Genomic DNA, 16,938 nt, shown 5'->3' on the forward strand with positions numbered 1-16,938 from the left:
GCGGTGATCCTCAAGCGCCCGTTGCCAGCTCGCCGGCGGCTTCGTCCACCGCGTCGACGACGATCTGCCCACGATCGGCCGAGAGCAGCGCGACCGATCCCGCGGGCAGCTCGCCGCGCAGGATCATCTCGGCGATCGGCGCCTCGACGTGGCGCATGATCGCGCGCTTCATCGGGCGCGCGCCGAGCCCCTCGTCGAACCCGCCTTCCGCGAGGAGCACGTCGAGCACGGCCGGCTCCACGTCGAGGCGGATGTCCTTTTCTTCGAGCCCACGCCCGAGCGCCGCGAGCAGCCTGCGCGCGACCTCCTTCACCTCGACCTTGCCGAGCGGGCCGAAGACCAGCACCTCGTCGATGCGGTTGTAGAGCTCCGGCGGCAGGGCCCCGCGCGCGGCGGCGAGCATCGTCGATTCGAGCTTGTCCGGCGAAACCTGCGCCGCGCTGCTGCGGGAAAACCCGACCGAACGTTCGCTCTTGAGGGCCCCGGCCTCGGCCGCGCCGAGGTTCGAGGTCAACACGATCACCGTGTTCGTGAAATCGACCCGCCGGCCGCGACCGTCCGTCATGCGCCCCTCGTCGAAGACCTGGAGGAACGCTTCGAGCACGTCGCGGTGCGCCTTCTCGATCTCGTCGAGCAGGATCACCTGGTAGGCGCGGCGGCGCACGGCCTCCGTGAGCTGGCCGCCGGCCTCGTGCCCGACGTAGCCGGGCGGCGCGCCGATGAGCCGCGCCGTCGCGTGCGCCTCGCTGTACTCGGAGAGGTCGAGCCGCGTCATCGCGTCGGCCGAATGGAAGAGCGCCTCGGCGATGGCTTTGGCCGTCTCCGTTTTGCCGACGCCCGTCGGCCCGAGCAAAAGGAATGTGCCGAGCGGCCGGTCCGCGCGAATGCCGGCGGCATTGCGCCGGAGGACCCTCGCAATGCGGGCGAGCGGCGCCGTGTGGCCGACGACCCGATCGGCGAGCAGCTTTTCCAGGTTGAGCATGCGCTCGCGATCGGTCTCGAGCAGCCGCTCCTCGGGGATGTCCGCGAGGCTCGCGAGGACCTCGGCGACCTCGGAGGGCCCGACGGGCGCGAGCTTTCCGGCCCCGGCGCGCCGTCGAGCGCGCGCGCCGGCGAGGTCGAGGATCCCGATGGCCTTGTCGGGCAAGGCGCGGCCCGGCAGATAGCGGACCGACCACGAGACCGCGGACGCGATGGATTCGTCCGTGTACCCGAGCCCGTGGTGGGCGCCGAGGCCCTGACAAACCTGTTTGCAGAGGAGGAAGGCCGATTCCTCGTCCGGCTCCTCGATTTCGACGACCGAGAATCGCCGCGCGAGCGCGGGATCGGGCTCGAACGCGCGCCGGTGCTCCTCGGGCGTCGTGGCGCCGACGAGGCGGAGATCGCCGCGGGCGAGGGCGAGCTTGATCTCGGCCGTGGCCTCGTCGAGGCCGCCGGAGAAGAGCTCGTGGATCTCGTCGACGAAGAGGATGACGGCGCGCCCCTCCTCGCGAATCTCGCGCAGAATGGCGTTCATGCGCTCGGCGAGCGCGCCGCGCGTCGCGGTGCCGGCGACGAGCTCGGAGACCGCGACCTCGACGAAGAGCCGCGCCGCAGACGGATCTCGATCGGCCTCGCGGGCGAGGCGCTCGGCGATGCCCCGCGCGACCGAGGTCTTTCCCACGCCGGCCGGCCCCACGAGCAGGCAGCTATTTTGGTTTTTCTTGGCCAGGATGTCGAGCGTCGCGTCGACCTCGGCGTCCCGACCGATCACGGGATCGATTTCGCCGAGGCACGCCGCGAGCGTGAGGTTTTTCCCGAGCGCCGCGAGCGTCGGCGTCTTCGCCCGATCGAGCGCGAGCGGATGGCCCTCCGGGATCGTAGGCCCGGGCGCGAGCAGCTCCCGCGCCTTGATTTTGCGGTCCTTCTCGGCCGGCTTCGCGGGCGCGGGCGTGGGCAGCGGGATCGGCGTCGCGGTCGCCGTGGCCTGCGGCGGAGGGGGCGAGGGCGCGGCGGTCGGCGTGACCGTGGGCGCCTTCGTGGGCGGACGTTGCTCCTGCCCGAGCCGACCCGGCGGCGGAAAAAGCGGGACCGTCACGCCCGTGCCCGTCGGCCGCTTCGCGGGCGTGGGCGTGGGTTTGTCGAGGTCGATGCGCGTGGCAGCGCGCGGGGCCGGCCGGGGCTCGGCCTCCGTGGTCTTGCCGCCCGCGGCCTGCGGCACGCGCCGGGCCGCGACGACCCCGAGCGAGAGCTGCATGGCCGCCGTGCGCAGCCTTCCTGTGTCCACGCCGGCCTGGACGAGGGCGCGGTGCGCGGCGCAGGTGCGATCCGCGAGCAGGGCGAGGAGCAGGTGCAGGGGGTTCGGCTCGCCGAGCGGCGCGCGCTTGCCGAGCTCGCGGGCCGCGACGGTGGCGCGGGCGAGCGGATCGGGCGTGTCCTCGTCGAACGAACGACTGGCCTTGAGGAGCGTGTCCGCGTCGAGGCGCCGCTCGCGCAGGAGCTCGCCGGCCTGACCGTCGCGCGAGGCGATGGCGGCGAGGAGGTGGACGCTCGTCGGGCGCTCCTTACGCGCAGCGGCCAGGTCCTGGGCGAGCTTGCGCAGCGTGACGAGCTCGGCCTGCGAGCGGGGGATCGTCATGATGGGGAGGGGGGTCTCACGTACGCGGTGCGTGGGACAAGTTTTCGGCCGGGGACGGGGCAGGGCGTTCGTGTAGGATGGGCGGAGGAGAGCACCCATCCGTGACGACACGACGCACTGCCCTGCTTTTTCTGGCTTCGCTCGGGCTCCTCGTCTCCCGGGAGGCGCGGGCTGACCTCATCCCCGACGGGGAGAAGCGCGTCGACTACACGTTCGAGCTGGAGAATTCCTCGCAGTTCCCCGACTACGTGTTCCTGGCGCATCCGTACACGACGTCGTTCGGCGCGCCCATGCCCGAGCTCTGCGTGCTCGGCGGGATGCCGCGGATCGTGGGGAAGTACGTCCAGCCCGTCGTGTATGCGATGAAGAAGTCCGATTACGAGGCGTCCTCGCTGCGCAAGCTCGAGGGGGCGGCCCTCGAAGCGTTCTTCGCAGAGGGAAAGGGGCTCATCTCGTCGGGGCTCACGATCCGGCCGGAGCATTTCGTGCCCGACCGCTGGCCCGTGAAGGGCATGCACGACGTCGTCCGCGTCGAGAAGCTCGAAGGCGGCGTGTTCGTCGCGCGGCTCGTGAAGGTCGTCTATTTCTTCGACGACGGGAAGCGCGTGCCGGTCGATTACCCGGCCGATGGAAAGCGGCCCTTTCCGCCCGGCTTCGCGCCGACGCCGCCCCGGGACGAGGCCGCGGAGACACCTTCTCCGAGCACGACCGCCGATCCGGCCGAGAACACGCCGGCCGCGCCTGCGCACGCGCCGAGCGGCTGCGGCGGGTGCGCGGTGAAAGGCGAGGAGGGCGCGGCGGGATTCATGTTCCTCCTCGGCGCGCTCGCGGCGCTTCGAGGGCGCAGGCGCGCGGGGAACAGCGGATCAATGGCGCCGTGATTCGACGAGCGCGCGGTCGACGATATCGAGCATCTCGGCGGTGCTCGGCCGGTCGGCCATGCTCTCGCCGATCTGCCGGAAGAAGATTCGTCCATCCGGCAGGATGACGAAGGTCGAGGGGACCGCGATGTCCTGGCCCTGCATGGCGACGCCATAGGCGAGCGCGGTCTTCAACCCGTCGTCCCGGAGCAGCGGGTAACGCGCGCCGAGCGTCTCGGCGAACTCGCGCGAATCTTCCTCGGAATCGACGCTGATCGCCGCGAGGCCCACGCCGAGCCTCCGGAACCGATCGTTCATTCTTGCCAACTGCCCGAGCTGGCTACGACAATACGGTCACCAGTAGCCGCGGTAAAACACCACGACCGCGGGGCCTTTTTGCGTGAGGCTCGCCAGGGTGACCGTCTCGCCCGTGTGCGACGGGAGCGAGAATGCGGGGGCCTGCGCCGAGGCCGCGAGCGCGGGGCCGCGTGTCTTCAAATTGCAGCCGGCGGCAAAGGCGAGGAGCGCGGCGCCGAGGAGAAAGAGGCGGCGTGGGGCGCGGATCGGCGCGGACATGGGCCGGAGCATACAGGGATAGGCCCGAGACGGCAAGCTCTGGAGACCCGTCAAAAGCCGCCGCCCGTGGCCGTCCCCGTGGGCACCGGTCGTTTCGGCGTGGGGGAGGGCGAGGGCGTGGCGGGCGCGGTGGCCTCGCGCTTGACGATGAACTCGACCAGCGCGTCGCACCGGCCGGAGCTGATCCCGCCCGTCTCGTCGAGGCAGGACACGACGAGCGCGCGGCCCGGGGTGACCTCGGTGACGAGCAACGTCGAGACCCAGGTTTGTCCGTCGATGAGCGTGGTGTAGCAGGGCTTGTCGGCGATCGTCGGCTTGCCGCGGGTGCGGCGCATCTTCGGCGATTGCTGCTCGAATCCGGTCAGGATCGCGTCGGCGAATTTCTCGTCCACGGCGCGCACGGGCATGTCCGTGACCTTGAGCGTTTGCTTGTCGCAGACGATCGAGACCGTGCGAATGCCGTCTTTCTCCTCGGCGGACTTCTTGCAATTGCTCATTGCATCGCCGCCGGCCGGGGCGAACATGATCGGATAAACGACCTTGACGACGCCGCCCTCGGGCGCGGGGAACGTCAGCGTCTCGACGGCCGCGAGGACACACTTCACGACGTCGGGATCGGGCAGCGTCGCAGGCGTCTCCTCGCCGACGGAGGCGGGCTTGCCATCCTTGCCGATGACGAACTTGATCGCGATGCGGCCACCGAGGTTCGGGTTTTTCTTCAGGCCCTCCTCGTAACAGGCCTGCAATGTTTTGAAGTTGCCGCGGATGATTTTCTGGATCTCGGCCGGGTCGAGCCTCCCCGCCGGGGCATCGAGCGCGCCGATCACGTCCGTTCCCTTGTTCGAGGGCTCGGCCTTCGCCTCGGGCGCGGGGGGCGCCTCGGCCGGCGTGGCTTTCGCCTCCGCGGGCGGCGGCGCGTCGGCGGGCGGCGTGGCGCCGGCGCAGCCGATGAGCAGGAGGGCGAGGGACGAGGGCCAAAAGACGCGCGACATCGGCGCCGATGCTAGGAGGCGCGCCGGGGTGCGTCAAGGCGACCCCGGGAATGCGCAATGCAAACCCTTCCCGTCGGTCGCGATTTTCCACGGCCCCGAGCCGCCGGGCACCGCCGAGCACGTTGTCGCCGCGCCGGAGCACGTTGTCGTCGCGGTCCTTCGCGCAGCTTCAATAGACGCGGCATTTCACGCTCTCATCGGAACGAATGGGCGCACGCGTAACGTTGCGGCACCAAACGATGCCGCTTTCGAAACCGTTCCGGGTGGACGTTGAAAACTTGATTGACCACCCTTTCCGCGCAAGAGAACGTAGACACGTGCCGGTCGGCGTGGTTCGTCGCGGCACGTTCGACTTGGAGGCTTACGTGAAGCGTCGCGATTTTCTCAAGGGCGCAGGGCTCGTCGCCGCGACGGCGGCCAGCGGCCTCGGCGTATCGCTCTGGGGCATGCGGCAAGCACGCGCGTTCGGAGAGGTGCCCAAGGAAGCCGAGGGGGCCATGCTGCCGCTCGAGCTGCAGGCCGAAAACATCCTCGAGATCTTTCTTTACGGCGGCGTGAGCCAGTACGAGTCGTTTTACTGCGTTCCCTCGCTCGGAGAGGCGAGCGGGACGCAGTGGCACGCGTACCTGAAGTCGGGGCACGTGCAGGCGGCCGTGGACCAGTGTGCGTTTCAAGGCCCGCTGACCGAGCCCTTCGCGGCCGACTCGATGGGCCAAGCCGTGCACCTCGGGCCCTTCGTGATGCCCCTGCGGGAGCGGCCCGATGTGATGGAACGTACGCGCGTCTCCGTCTCGGCGCACGACCTCGAGCCACACGAGGGCGCGATCCCCATGATGCTCGGCGGCCGCGGGCTCGGGCATCCGGCGTTCTCGGGGCTCGGCGCGCACGTGCAGCGTTACTTCCTCGAACGGTTCAACACGCCGGGGCGCGCGCCTTACTCGTACGCGCTGATGTCGAACGGCGCGAACGGGCTGCCCACGGACAACGTCCGCAGCGTCGTGTCGATCGGAATGCACCCCGGCGCGGCGCGTCCGCTCGCCATCAAGGTCGACGCGGCCGGTGATCTCACGAGCCTGCTCGCGCGCGGGACCGTCGGGCAAAACCGCGCGCAGTACGACGCGCTGATGCAGGGCTACATCGATCGGTACCACGAGCGGCTGCGCTGGCGAGGGGAAGGTGGTCCGCTGCGCGCGCCGCGGCTCGGCGAGCTCGAAGCCGCGTCGAGCTCCATCGCCAACGCGCAGGCCATCTCGGGCGTGCTCGAGCCGCAGTTCTTCACGAAGATCGGCGGCTCGAACTGCGGGGACAACGCGGGCACCGACGCGATGACGATGAACCTGAAGCTCGCGGCGCACCTCTTGCGGCACCCGACGGTGCCTGCGAAGTACGTGTGCATCGTCGACACGGGGCTGCTCTCGGCCGACGGCGGCGGCGGGTACGACACGCACGGCGAGAACTCGTTCACGCAGGCGCGGAACCTGTCGCACACGCTGCGGCAGCTCCTCTCGGTGGTGAACGCGCCGGGCGAGAACAACCCGGCGAAGCTCGATCTCGACAAGACGCTGATCGTGCTGACGACCGAGTTCGGGCGCACGCCGTTCAAGCAAGGCAGCGAGGGGCGAAACCACTGGCCGTATGGCTTCCCGGTCGTGTTCATCGGCGGGCCGGTGCGGCCCTCGGGCAAGGGTGTGTTCGGCGCGTGCGGAGAGGACGGGCGCGCGACGATCGCCTCGACGCCGCAGGAGAACCGGATGGCGGCGCTGCTCTCGCTTGGAATCTGGCCCTTTGCGCAGGAGAGCTTCAACGTCTCCGACGTGCCGGGCGCGACGACGGAGATCGATGCTGCGCTCCTCGTGCAGAAGCGGCAGTTGGGGGTGGTGGCATGAAGACCAGGCGTTTCTCCGGGCTCTCGACGCTCACCCTGGTGATCACGTGCGCGGCCGCGATGGCCGCCGTGCCCGCATGCGGCGGCGGCGATACGGACCCGCCCGCGCCGACGGGCCCCGGCGTCGGCGGCAGCGGCGGCAGCGGTGGCAGCGGCGGTGAAGGCGGCGCGGGCGGCGCGGGCGGCGAGGGTGGTGATTCGACGCCGCACACGCCCGAGCACGTGTGGACCGAGTGCCAGGCGAGTGATCAAGCGTGGGTGCGCCGCGCGATCGTCGCGGTGAGCGGCCGCAAGCCGTGGGGCCAGGCCGAGGTGAACGCGTACACCGACGCGATCACGGCGATCCGCAAGGCGGACCTCGAGGCCGCCGGCAAGTTCGGCGAGCTCGGCGGCGCGCTGCCGCCCTACGGCGACGACCTCGTGAACGCGCGCAAAATCGTGGCCCGCGCGCTCATGCGCGAGGACGCGTTCCGGCAGCGGTGGAGCGACTTCTTCATGGACACGCTGCGCGTGAACCGCATCGAGACGAAGTCGCTGCAGCAGTGCTACGGCGCGCCGCCGGCCGCGGCGTACGACAACGGCAACCTCGCGGCGTGGGTGCGCGACAACGACGCGACCACGAAGAACCCGCCGAGCCCCGGGTTCACCATGAACCAGCTCCTCTCGTCGTCGCTCGAGCTCGACGACCTCTCGCCCGTGTACCGCGCGAACCTCTTCGCGATGATGTCGCAGCCGTACTCGGGCGCGAACGTCGGCGAGCTGGAGATGGAGCGCGCGCGGCGGCAGAACTTCGGCGCGATCTTCGAGCGTGCCTACCTCCACCGCGATCGCGTGTGCTTGACCTGCCACAACAGCGAGTTCTCCGTGACGTACAGCGACGACCCGGCGCTGAACCGGGCGTGGCCCGTGCCCGGACTCTTCGAGGTCGCGCTCTACGGAAACTCGGCCGGCGTGCACCCCGAGGAGGAGCAGGAGACGAAGGGCACGGACGAGATGCGCGCGCTCTCGATGCTGCGCTACTGGGGCGTCGCCGACGGCGGCGGCAGCGCGCCCTACGGCTGGAACGGCAACGCGTGCGGCAGCTTCCGCGCGCCCACCGAGGACGATCCGCTCGGCGTCGACACGTACTTCGGCTCGATCCGCTCGACCCCGGAGGCCCCGAACAAGGGCCGCCGCGCGAGCGTGTGGGACCTCGAGCGCGCGCTCAAGCGCGGCGTGGACCGGCTCGCGGCGCACGGCCTCGTGCGCCTGCCCGGCGGCGAGCTCGCCGATCCGGACGAGGCGTTCGCGTACATGGTCGCGCAGAACATCGTCGACGTCGTGTGGGCCGAGGTGATGGGCACGCGGCTGACGATCGCGAACTACTTCCCGCGCACCGAGGTGCAACGCGACGTCTTGATGGGCCTCACGGAGAAGTTCGTCGCGTCGCACTTCTCGCTCCGCGAGCTGCTCACGGACATCCTCGCGCACCCGGCCTTCAACCTGAAGGCGCCGGAAGAAGGCTGCGGCAACGGGGCCTACGAGGTGCCGCGGGTCTTCGACCCGTGGACGATCGCGGACAAGGACATCGGCCGGCGCGGCAACAGCCCTGCCGACGGCGTCTTCGCGATCTCGTCGCGCCCGCTGCGCCGCAGCCTGCACCGCGCCATGGAGTGGCCGAGCTACAGCGAGTATCCGCAGGACAACGCGGAAGAGAGCCTCCAGCTCGCCATCGGGTTCGCGCTGAAGGACGCCGAGCCGGGCTTCCGCGGGCTCGACTTCCAGGGGCGGCTCTCGTGGGAGGCGACGTACGGCGCGTGCAAGCCGCTCGGCGGGAACGACTTCATCGCGAAGATCGTGTCGAGGGCGCAGGCGACGACGGGCGCGACGGTCGGCGACGCGGTGATCGCGCTCAAGGATCGCCTCCTCGGCGAGCCGTGGGTCGAGCCGGTGGCGGAGAAGCCGCAGATCGAGGCGCTCGTCAAGACGACCTTGGCGGACACGAACCTCGCGGGCCTCGACGCGAAGCTGCGCTCGTTCTGCGGCGTCCTCGTCGCGGCGCCGCAGTTCATGCTCGGCGGCGTCGTGCCCCCGGACGCGACCGACGTGCCGAAGCTGACGCCGCCGGAGATCTCGTACGAGGGTACGTGCGGGTACGTGACGCTCATCGCGGGGCAGATCGGCGCGCCGTACACGATCACCTGCGGTCCGAATACGATCACCGCCAAGAAGCAGTGAAGGAAGGGGTTTGGGGCGTAGCTCGGCTCGTCCGAGCGCAGCCCCAAACGTTGAAGAGGTTTGGGGCGTAGCTCGGCTCGTCCGAGCGCAGCCCCAAACGTTGAAGAGGTTTGGGGCGTAGCTCGGCTTGTCCGAGCGAAGCCCCAAGCTTTGAAAGGACGAGCAGGATGGGTTTGTCGCGGGCGACCAGGGCGATCGGGGCACTCTCGATCGCCTTGGGGATGGTGGTCGGGTGCGGGGCCGACGAGGACGTCGAGCTCACCGGCGGCGCGGGCGGAGACGGCGGCGCCGGCGGGAGCGGCGGCGCCGGCGGGAACGGCGGCGGCGCGGGCGGCAGTGATGATCCGGCGGAGGCGATCTACCCGAACATCGCGTCGTTGCACGCGCTCGGCGTCGCGCAGACGTGCTCGCTCAACCAGGGCGTGTGCCATGCGTCGCGGCAGTACCCCGAGCTCGGCGGCGTGAAGGATATGCTCGCGCTCGTGAACGCGCCTTGCCAGATCACGGCGGCCGAGCCGAGCCTCGTGCCCGACGAGTGCGAGCGCCCCGGCGACAAACTCGTTCTCGGCGGGCAAGAGCGGGAGATCCTCCAGGTCGTCCTCGACAAGAACGCGCCGTTCCCGCCGGCGAGCGTGGAGCTTCGGCTCGCGTCGGCGCCGCCTTCGCTCGACGCGAACGGCGCGCGCATCCGCAGGCTCGACGACGCAGGCGCCGAGGTGCTCAGCGTGCCCCTCGACGGCGCGTCGTTCCTGCCAGGCAGCTCGCCGGCGAGCGTGATCGTGAACCTCACCGCGTCGCCTCCGTCGCTGAAGGGCTTCCTCGACGTGCGCGTGACCGACCTCGATCGGGTGCACGTCGGCGACGCGAACGGCAACGGCAGCGCGCATCCGTCGGCGACGCCGTGGTCGCTCGTCGCGCCGGGTGATCCGGGGCGGAGCTACCTCTACAAGCGGCTGCTCTCGGACAAACACGGCCCGCGCATGCCGCTCCTCCAGCGCACGTGGACCGCGCTCTCGACGCGCGCGGTGTGGTGCTGGATCCGGGGCATGAAGCCGGACACGTCGCAGGGCGATCTGTCGGCCCTCGACCCGATCGACTACGGAAATTGTCCCCCCGACCCCGACGCGCCCGATCCGAACACGGCCGGCACGTGGGGGAGCGTGCGCACGCTGATGGGCTCGCGCTGCGCGACCTCGAAGTGCCACGACAGCACGGACAAGGCGGGGGATCTGGATCTGACACCCGACCCGGCGACATTCCTCGCGAACGTGATCAACGTGCCCAGCGTGCAGACGGGCGCGCAACGCGTGGTGCCGGGACAACCGGCGGCGAGTTACCTGCTTTGCAAGGTGGATCCGGCGTGTGAAGGGCGCGCGGACATGACGAGCCTCATGCCGCTCTCGGGCGAGCCGATGACGGACGCCGAGATCAAGTCGATCGCTGCTTGGATCCAGGCCGGGTCGAAGCTCGAGTAGGGTTCGTCAAGAAGGCGAGTTCTTTCCGGCTGGGTATGCGAGGCGGGTGAGCCTCGCGATGAGGTCTTCGAGGTAGGCACGAATCTCCCTGGCGGGGACGTTGCCGGGTAGCACGGCGTCTTCGCCGATCTCGATCTGCTCGAGGACCCACGCGATCTCGGCGGGGGTGGCGCTTCCGTCCTTTCGCGCGGCGAGCGGCAACGCGTCCTCCACACGGTATCCCTTGCGCTCGAGGGCGTGCACGTCGACGAGATCGCGAGGCTCCGAGCGGGAGAGGAGCGTGCAGAGCTTGTTCGCGAGGATCTCTTCCGGGGGATCGACGAGGACATCGCCGATCGTCATCTTGTGCGGGTACCCTTGGGTGGCCTCGTCGACGACGAGGTCGACCTTCAGGCGATCACTCCCGCGTTTGACGAGCCTCTGGCGATGCGTTGGGTTGGTCCTCGTGTTCTCGACGGTCGCGCCGATCTCGGCGGCGGCATTGCGGAGGGCCTCGTCGGCCTCGTCAAGGGTGTTTGCATCGGGGCCGGCTGACTTCGGCGTCGTGAAGAGATCGAGATCCGCGGTCCTGCGATGCCCGAGGTGAAAGCCGGCCAGGGCGGCGCCGCCGGTGAGGAAGAAGCGCCGCTCACGTCGGAAGAATGCGTTGAGTAGCTCCTCTTGTAGGGGGCTAAGCTGGTTTCTCGGCAAGCAGTCCCTCCACGTGCCAGCGGTTCAGCAGGAACTCCCAGAACGGTCGACGGCGACCGAGGTGACGTTTCAGCGCGCTCCAGCGATGCGCGACGTCGTCCGGTGTTGTGAATTTCCACACGTCAGTGTCGCGAGCTTCCCGGAGGATTTTTCCGAGGAGGCGATCTTGCTCGCGTTGGGGTGCGGTGGCGAGGCGGTGACGGAGCTCACGGACAGGGATCGGGTCATCCCAGAGGAAATAAGGGATGGCATCGTCCCGGTCGAGATCGGTGGTGAGGGGGATGGCGAGATCGGGGTTGGTAGGGCCGATGGGGATGGTGGGAGGGGCAGGAGGAGGCGGAGGCTCGGGCTGCAGGACTTCGTTCCCGCATACGTCCAGGAGATCGATGATCTGCGGCAGGCCATTCGCCATGAACCCTAGCCATCGCCATTCGCGCTCCATGAACGGGCGAGCTGGATCTGCTGAATCCATGAGCCCCAAGCTCGGTTCGCGGTGCAACCAACCGCCCCATACGACCTTCGTATCCGTCCGGGAAAGAGCCTCTTCCAACGAGTCCCTACGCACCAGCAGCGCCTCGCTGCGTTCTCCTGATGGCTCGCGCTGGTCAATGTAAACAGCCAACGTTCTTCGCTGACGATCCTTGAATCGCCATTCTGCACCATCTACCGTTGGAATCGCGTCCACGAGCTCCAGAGCGCGGCGCAGCCAGAAAGCGGGCATGTAAAGTTCGAACTCCCCGTTCAGTTTGCCGAAGGGATCCGACGCAGATGTACGGAGGTAGGTCCCATGGGCGGTCGTGGCACGGAGATCGACCTTCGCGGCGTGTTCTGTCTGCTCCGAGATCGTGCCTTCCCTTCCATCAGCCCACGGAGCCCATATGGCCTCCATGGGGTGGATATACGTCCGGCACGCAACACTCTCGACGAACTCGCACAGGTCGTGGCGATGCAAGCGTAGACCTAGCGCCTTGTCAGTCCGCAAAGCTGTCGTGGTAGCCGATGAAGTGATCGCCGAACCTATCCGGAGCGTAGATTCCGTACGGCTATCGGGTTCGATTGCGGTCACGCAGCAGAACAACGTAACCCATTCCGAGTCTCGCGCCCAATCGGGCGTCCTGTGACGAGGCAGCAGAATCCATGGCTGGACGTTCGGCTTCGTCGCCCGGCGGATCCAGTCGTTCGCCCTTTCTCGATGACTCTCCAAGGACGATGGGATCGGTGTCGCGAGGTCCCCCTCGGAAAACTGACTCCAGGACCCGGCTGGAAGCGCTCCAACGATATCGATGATGGGATTCGGCTCCAGATCGGAAACATACGTGGGATCTGGATGCGTCTTGTACGGGCGGTGACCTCGTCGTCCAGGGACGTGAGCTGCAAGCAAGGCTTGCAGCGCATAGCAACCGGTCCAGACGTATTTTTCGAGGGTCGTGCTCACTGCGCTGCGGGCACCATGGGTCGCGCTTCGATATCGTTGCAGGATCGCCCTGTCGATGTCCGACACCCCGGCAGACCGACGCTCGTCATCGTTCCTTTGCGTTTCGATTCCTTGCGCTTGCAGGTAGGCCGCGAGGACACCGAATGCGAATCGCTGCGGACTCAGGTTCGGCAGCCCCGCGCGTGTCGCATGCGCCGCGAGGAGGTGCGTAGCATTGGGCACCATCTCGCTAGCGTCGTGTCCGCCTGGCCCCACGTGGCGATTGCGAAAGAAAGCATCGATTGCGCGAGGTACGGTGTACCAGGCAAGGTCGCCAATGATGGGCGAGATGCCATCATGATCGTCTGCGAGTCGGGCGGCCTGTTCGTCCATACGAATTTCACAGGGTATATTTCCGTAAATATGCTGGGCGCGCACGAGCGACGTGGATGCTATGGATTGGCCCATGATGCGTGCCCGCTCGACGATCCCACGGGCGGCGTGCAGGACAATGAGGTCCACCTGCTGGGGGACATCGGTACGGGCAAGCCAGTGCACGTCGACCCAATTTACAACCTGTTCGATGTTCGGGTCGGTTTTGGCGAGTATTGTTGCGCCGTAGGCAATCATCGCAACGTCTTCGATCATCTGAGGATCGTTGCTGGCATTGACCAGATCGAGCCATCGGACCAACGCGCAGATGTCCCGGCTGCCCCAATTCGCTAGCTTGGCACGCGCGCGACGTCGGAACCGGTTGTCCAGGGACGTGAGGCTCCACCCGAGCAGCAGGGGAGGACCATCGGCTGGGTCATCTGGTCGTAGATCCAGATCTTCGAGCGCTTCGTCACCGAAGCCTTCCCAGGGCTGTTCCGTATCGCCGGGCAGCGCGGAAGGCCCGGACCAGAAAAGATCACGCCTTGCGGGCAAAAATGGCAAAAGCGCTTCGTGGATGAACCGCGGTCCGAAAGGGTGCTCCGGATCCCGTGCCACAGGAATGGTCAGTTCTTTCAGGACACGCCGACACGACGGCATGCTCGCCGTCAGTCGTTCGAGCACCCACGGTCGATACCGCTGCGCGCTCACCTCGTTTATCGCGGCGATCGCTCGTAATTCGAGCCGTTCGACCTCCTCCGTGGAGAACACGTCCTGAAACACGCCCGATTCGATCAGGCTAACCCCCTCGTCGGCGAGCAGAATGGCCGCCTGGGTGGCTGCATCGGGCCGCCTTCGGAGCAAGGCCGATATTCCGCGTGGAACGGCCCGATGGGGATTCGTGAGCGAAGATTCGAGCCCTGCGCACACAGCCCTTGCGACGAAGTGATCCGTCAAGGGGTCGTAGGCGGGTTCGACATACGTACAGGTTGGCGCCAGTGGATCGTGCCGAAAATCCTCGATGAGGAGCAAGCCATGGCTGGCAGCTTGGTCCAGGACGCTCGACCACATCTTGGAGTCCATCGACGGCAGCGCCGCGCTAGCCAGCTGTACGGCTTCTTCGTAAGGAATGCGCCCACGTGCGAGCGTGGCCTTTGTGATCACCTGAAGCGCAGCGCGGAGCGGTGCTTGATGAGGACCGAATCCACACGTGTCGCGGATCGCATCCTCCGCGAGGTCAAGCTTCTCCGCAAGGAGCCGAGGCAAGGAGAGGCTTCGTCGATCTGCACCCCACGCGGGATCCTCCCTCTTCAGATCGCAATAGAGGCGAACGCTCAGGGGCTCGCGCAGCGCCCAACGGAGTCGCCGATCGGGGAGGGGCAAATGGTAGAAATGACAATACGTTTCGAGGAGCTGGCCGACCTCTTGTTCGTGCGCCCGCAGGTCGACGCGGGCATACCGATCACGACGGACTTGTCCAAGAATGGCCTCCGCGCTCGTGCTGCGGAGCGTGACCGCCACCCGGAGCCGTGGGTGCTCGGGGAGGTCGGTGGCAAGGTCACGCAGCACCTCGGCCCAGCGGCGATGGTGGCCCGTTTCTTCGATACCGTCGATTGCCAGCAAGAAGCAGGTCGGCTCCCGTTCGAGCTCGCCCTCGGAGGAGCTTGCCGTCGCTGCGTGTGCCCGACGAACATCCGCTCGAATCGCGGTTGCCTGCATCGCCGCTAGAATTTCACGCAAGGATGCGTTCGGTCGATCCAGCGCGTCGCGAAGGATTTCGGCCAAGCCTTTTTCGATCGTGCAATCTCGTCCACGAAGGAGGAGCGCCGGGCGTCCCGCCTTCATATGATGCTCGACCGCATGCGTAAGCCCGTGCGTCTTGCCGGTTCCGGGCGGTCCCACATACGCGACGAAGCGGCGCGCCTGCTGCCACTCGTTCCAGAACTCCCGCAACCGGTCCGCGGTGCTACGTTCGAGGCTTCGAGACAACTGTTTCAGGATGTATTGCGTGGGGGAATATCGCTTCTGGTCCAGGTCCTGAAGTGCTCGCTGGAGCGTTTGCAGCGCGCGATACGTCCTCTCGAGATCAACCGGCCAGTCGCTTAGGATCGGCTGGCCTTGGCGGACCGCGAGTGCCAGTGTCCTCCCAGCGTTCTCCAGGCCGTCGAGAGCGGCCAGCGACGCGCGCAGCTCTTCCAGCGCATCCCCTCGCTGCCGCCACCCTGGGTAACGCGGCAAGTGCGCAACGAGAAGTTGCGTCTGTCGCAGATCGTCGAGTGCCCCGCCCAGGTTCACCAGAAGGACCTGCCGAGCTACGGCAGACCCCATCCGAAGATCGAGGTCCCGCTCCAGTTCCATCCGCGTGTGCAGGTGAGGTAGATATCGTAAGCGGAGCCAGCCGTCCTTCGCGCGCCGGAAGTGCTGGTCGAGGTCCGCCCACGTGAACACGCTCCCCCTGAACCAGTACGCGTGGATGCCCTCGTTCTCCGGTTCAGCGAGCTCCCGTTCAAGGCGCCCGCCATCCCAGAGCTCGACCCGCGTGCCTGACGCCCTGCGTTTCGCCTCGGCGACCCATGCATCCCAGCGGTCACGCTCGCTACGCCGCGTACCTCTCCGCTTGTCCCCGAGCTTCCGCGGGAGCGCCACGAGGTAGCGAACGAGACGCGGATGGTTCTGCCTCGCCGCCTGGAACGACTTGTCGATCTGCTTGACTTGTGTATCGGTCAGCGAATTCGGGAACCACTTCGCCTGCACGCCGACCACGTCCGGCTCCGACGCGCCTGCCTTGCGCACGAGCGCGTACGCTTCGACGCCCCCGTCGCCCCCGTCCCCGTTGACGAGCCGTACCTGGAGCAGGTCACGCCCGTACTCGCGCCGGCAGAGCTGTTCGAAGAGCTGGCACACGAACGCTTCGAACGTCTCGCGTTTGTCCTCGCCGTGCGTGTCGAACCGCTCCCAGTCCATGGCTGCTCACCAAGAACATGCCGCGTCACCGCTCTGAGGTGCAAGGGCGACCCTGTTTCCCGCTCGTGCCCGCTTTTCTACGGGGCCCGTCGGGCGAGCCGATGACGGACGCCGAGATCAAGTCGATCGCTGCTTGGATCCAGGCCGGGTCGAAGCTCGAGTAGGCACACGCTCGGCGACGGCGGTCAGCCCGAACTCGACGAGCACCCGCCGCACCTCGCTTGCGTCCTTCGCGACGCGCGCCCGCTCGCCGAGCGCGCGCTTCGGATCTCCGCGGAACCACACCGCGCGCATCCCCGCGCCGAGCGCGCCTTCCACGTCGGCGGCGAGCGAGTCGCCGACGTGCACGACCTGCGTGAGCGGCCGGCCGAGCCGCTCGGCGGTCCAGGTGAAGATCGCGCGGTCGGGTTTGTCCATCCCGAGCCGGCCGCTGTCAGCGATCACGAGGAACCGATCGTCCCATCCGAGCTCTGCGACGAGCTCGGCGAGCCGGCCCTCGGAGTTCGAGATGATGCCCACGGGCACGCCTGCGTCGGAGAGATCCTCCGCGAGCTCCAGCATGCCGGGGATCGGGCGCCGCCAGAGGTTCTTCCGGGGCTGCTCGGACCAGAGGAAATCCACGGCGCCCGTGAGCGCCTCCTCGTCGAGCGGAGAAGAGGCGGCGCGCTGGAGCAGCGCGCGCATGAAGACCTTCCAGGGATGACCGCCGAGGCCGCGATGGATGGCGTCATCGTAGACGCGCCATGCGTCGGGGAGGGCGGCTTCGATTCGTTGGGGGTCGAACGTTAGGCTCTGCTCGGCGAGGCGCGCGACCGTGAGGTCCGCGTCGAGGGCGGCGAGGGTCTGTCCGAAGTCGAAGGTGACGGCATGCATGGC

10 protein-coding genes and 1 pseudogene are annotated in these 16,938 nt (G+C 68.0%); 4 read left to right on the plus strand and 7 right to left on the minus strand.

Going from position 1 to position 16,938, the window contains the following annotated elements:
• Nucleotides 1-10: 10 nt before the first annotated feature.
• Nucleotides 11-2,617, minus strand: coding sequence for an AAA family ATPase (locus E8A74_RS36340; protein WP_136933681.1), 2,607 nt, complete (start codon nucleotides 2,615-2,617; stop codon nucleotides 11-13).
• 101 nt (nucleotides 2,618-2,718) lie between these two features.
• Here E8A74_RS36340 and E8A74_RS36345 point away from each other — a divergent pair, with 101 nt between their 5' ends.
• The gene (locus E8A74_RS36345) at nucleotides 2,719-3,498 is read left to right on the plus strand and encodes an MYXO-CTERM sorting domain-containing protein (RefSeq protein WP_136933682.1); all 780 of its coding nucleotides are present in this window, start codon (nucleotides 2,719-2,721) and stop codon (nucleotides 3,496-3,498) included.
• Here the strand turns inward: E8A74_RS36345 and E8A74_RS36350 are convergent.
• The 3 genes and pseudogenes from E8A74_RS36350 to E8A74_RS36360 all read right to left on the minus strand — a co-directional run.
• Nucleotides 3,484-3,819 (minus strand): annotated as a pseudogene (locus tag E8A74_RS36350) (peroxiredoxin family protein); the annotation flags it as partial. The gene E8A74_RS36345 and the pseudogene E8A74_RS36350 sit on opposite strands and share 15 nt — an antisense overlap.
• 12 nt (nucleotides 3,820-3,831) lie before the next feature.
• Nucleotides 3,832-4,053 carry a thioredoxin domain-containing protein gene (locus E8A74_RS36355; RefSeq protein WP_136933684.1) on the minus strand — a complete coding sequence of 74 codons (222 nt, stop codon included), beginning with the start codon at nucleotides 4,051-4,053 and terminating at the stop codon, nucleotides 3,832-3,834.
• A gap of 50 nt (nucleotides 4,054-4,103) precedes the next feature.
• The gene (locus E8A74_RS36360; protein ID WP_136933685.1) at nucleotides 4,104-5,045 is read right to left on the minus strand and encodes an AgmX/PglI C-terminal domain-containing protein; all 942 of its coding nucleotides are present in this window, start codon (nucleotides 5,043-5,045) and stop codon (nucleotides 4,104-4,106) included.
• Nucleotides 5,046-5,410: 365 nt separating this feature from the next.
• Here E8A74_RS36360 and E8A74_RS36365 point away from each other — a divergent pair, with 365 nt between their 5' ends.
• From E8A74_RS36365 to E8A74_RS54240, 3 genes are all read left to right on the plus strand, one after another.
• Nucleotides 5,411-6,931, plus strand: a complete 1,521-nt coding sequence (locus tag E8A74_RS36365) for a DUF1501 domain-containing protein (RefSeq protein WP_170229637.1) — start codon at nucleotides 5,411-5,413, stop codon at nucleotides 6,929-6,931.
• Entirely contained in the window at nucleotides 6,928-9,147 is a 2,220-nt protein-coding gene (locus tag E8A74_RS36370) for a hypothetical protein (protein ID WP_136933687.1), read from the plus strand. Before E8A74_RS36365 ends, E8A74_RS36370 begins: the two co-directional genes overlap by 4 nt.
• Nucleotides 9,148-9,314: 167 nt before the next feature.
• Nucleotides 9,315-10,622 (plus strand): hypothetical protein, encoded by a 1,308-nt coding sequence (locus tag E8A74_RS54240; protein WP_211365527.1) that lies wholly within the window; start codon nucleotides 9,315-9,317, stop codon nucleotides 10,620-10,622.
• A gap of 6 nt (nucleotides 10,623-10,628) precedes the next feature.
• On the opposite strand, the gene E8A74_RS36380 is transcribed toward E8A74_RS54240, so the two are convergent.
• From E8A74_RS36380 to E8A74_RS36390, 3 genes are all read right to left on the minus strand, one after another.
• Nucleotides 10,629-11,312 (minus strand): nucleotidyl transferase AbiEii/AbiGii toxin family protein, encoded by a 684-nt coding sequence (locus E8A74_RS36380; RefSeq protein WP_136933688.1) that lies wholly within the window; start codon nucleotides 11,310-11,312, stop codon nucleotides 10,629-10,631.
• On the minus strand, nucleotides 11,293-16,062 hold the full coding sequence (locus E8A74_RS36385; RefSeq protein WP_136933689.1) for a hypothetical protein: 4,770 nt from the start codon (nucleotides 16,060-16,062) through the stop codon (nucleotides 11,293-11,295). The genes E8A74_RS36380 and E8A74_RS36385 overlap by 20 nt, the downstream gene beginning before the upstream one ends.
• Nucleotides 16,063-16,179: 117 nt before the next feature.
• Nucleotides 16,180-16,935, minus strand: a complete 756-nt coding sequence (locus E8A74_RS36390; protein WP_136933690.1) for an HAD family hydrolase — start codon at nucleotides 16,933-16,935, stop codon at nucleotides 16,180-16,182.
• Nucleotides 16,936-16,938 lie beyond the last annotated feature (3 nt).

Source organism: Polyangium fumosum, from assembly GCF_005144585.1.
Lineage (GTDB): Bacteria > Myxococcota_A > Polyangia > Polyangiales > Polyangiaceae > Polyangium > Polyangium fumosum.

What these genes read in the sequence shown, in the direction of transcription:
- E8A74_RS36340 (WP_136933681.1), bottom strand. Translation starts at nt 2,617, where the DNA reads ATGACGATCCCCCGCTCGCAGGCCGAGCTCGTCACGCTGCGCAAGCTC.
- E8A74_RS36355 (WP_136933684.1), bottom strand. Translation starts at nt 4,053, where the DNA reads ATGTCCGCGCCGATCCGCGCCCCACGCCGCCTCTTTCTCCTCGGCGCC.
- E8A74_RS36360 (WP_136933685.1), bottom strand. Translation starts at nt 5,045, where the DNA reads ATGTCGCGCGTCTTTTGGCCCTCGTCCCTCGCCCTCCTGCTCATCGGC.
- E8A74_RS36370 (WP_136933687.1), top strand. Translation starts at nt 6,928, where the DNA reads ATGAAGACCAGGCGTTTCTCCGGGCTCTCGACGCTCACCCTGGTGATC.
- E8A74_RS54240 (WP_211365527.1), top strand. Translation starts at nt 9,315, where the DNA reads ATGGGTTTGTCGCGGGCGACCAGGGCGATCGGGGCACTCTCGATCGCC.
- E8A74_RS36385 (WP_136933689.1), bottom strand. Translation starts at nt 16,062, where the DNA reads ATGGACTGGGAGCGGTTCGACACGCACGGCGAGGACAAACGCGAGACG.
- E8A74_RS36390 (WP_136933690.1), bottom strand. Translation starts at nt 16,935, where the DNA reads ATGCATGCCGTCACCTTCGACTTCGGACAGACCCTCGCCGCCCTCGAC.